This is a genomic window from Acetobacter sp. DmW_043 (assembly GCF_002153485.1).
Lineage (GTDB): Bacteria > Pseudomonadota > Alphaproteobacteria > Acetobacterales > Acetobacteraceae > Acetobacter > Acetobacter thailandicus.
In genome coordinates this window covers 1-730 of the sequence record NZ_JOMN01000090.1, presented here as the reverse complement: position 1 = coordinate 730, position 730 = coordinate 1, and the positions used below count along the sequence as shown (strand labels likewise).

Sequence of the window (730 nt, the reverse complement as noted above, 5' to 3'; positions counted from 1 at the left end):
TCGGTACGTGCCTTTCGTGCCTGATAACGATGGATCAGGGCTGCCTGTTTCCTGATCCGTCTCTCAAGCGTCTGTAATTCCGTTCTGATCGTTTCCGGATCCCTTCCGGATGTTCTTTTTTGTACCTGCGAGAAAGAATGCTGTCCCCCGTTCAGTCCACCTCGCGACGGCTTCAGGTTTACCATCTGCCTGTTCAACAGCTGCAAGCAGTACCCCGGCCAGTGCTTCGATGGACAGGCTGTCAGCTCCCGTTGCCCCGACCAGTTCGCCGAGCTGAAGTGTTTTTTGTAATTTAAGCTGCTTCGCCTTTTCCTGAAGCGCTTTCAGTTCAGCATCAATATCCCGTGGTTTACGCATTTCAGGTCCCCTGTTTTTTGTCATATATTTCTGCACTCTATCATACAGACGAGAACCGCGTCACTTATCCTGATCAATCAATTTCTGTAGCATAGTAATATTTAAGTGCGCGCTTATACGTCACTGCGTGACGTGCGCTTATTGTGTGTGCTATGACTGGGGTCATGGCGATCTATCACCTGCATGCAAAACTCATCAGTCGTGCCACCGGCAGGAGTGCCGTGGCAGCAGCCGCCTATCGTGCGGCTTCGCGTCTGCATGATGCGCGACTGGAGCGTGCCCATGATTTTTCGAACAAGAGTGGTGTGGTGCATTCAGAGATCCTGCTGCCCGATGGCGCACCGGAACGGTTTCTCGACCGGTCTGTTCTGTG

General features: G+C 52.3%; 2 protein-coding genes. One reads left to right on the top strand and one right to left on the bottom strand.

Features of this window, described 5'->3' with window-relative positions:
- Positions 1–63 precede the first annotated feature (63 nt).
- A complete protein-coding gene (locus HK11_RS11850) occupies positions 64–357 on the bottom strand; it encodes a conjugal transfer protein TraD (protein ID WP_086555518.1) in 294 nt (97 codons plus the stop codon).
- 164 nt (positions 358–521) lie between these two features.
- On the opposite strand from HK11_RS11850, the gene HK11_RS11845 reads away from it, so the two are divergent.
- A partial coding sequence (locus tag HK11_RS11845; RefSeq protein WP_158092833.1) for a MobA/MobL family protein occupies positions 522–730 on the top strand: 209 nt, incomplete at its 3' end.

Coding starts and splice junctions, on each gene's coding strand:
- HK11_RS11850 (WP_086555518.1), bottom strand. CDS start 357: ATGCGTAAACCACGGGATATTGATGCTGAACTGAAAGCGCTTCAGGAA.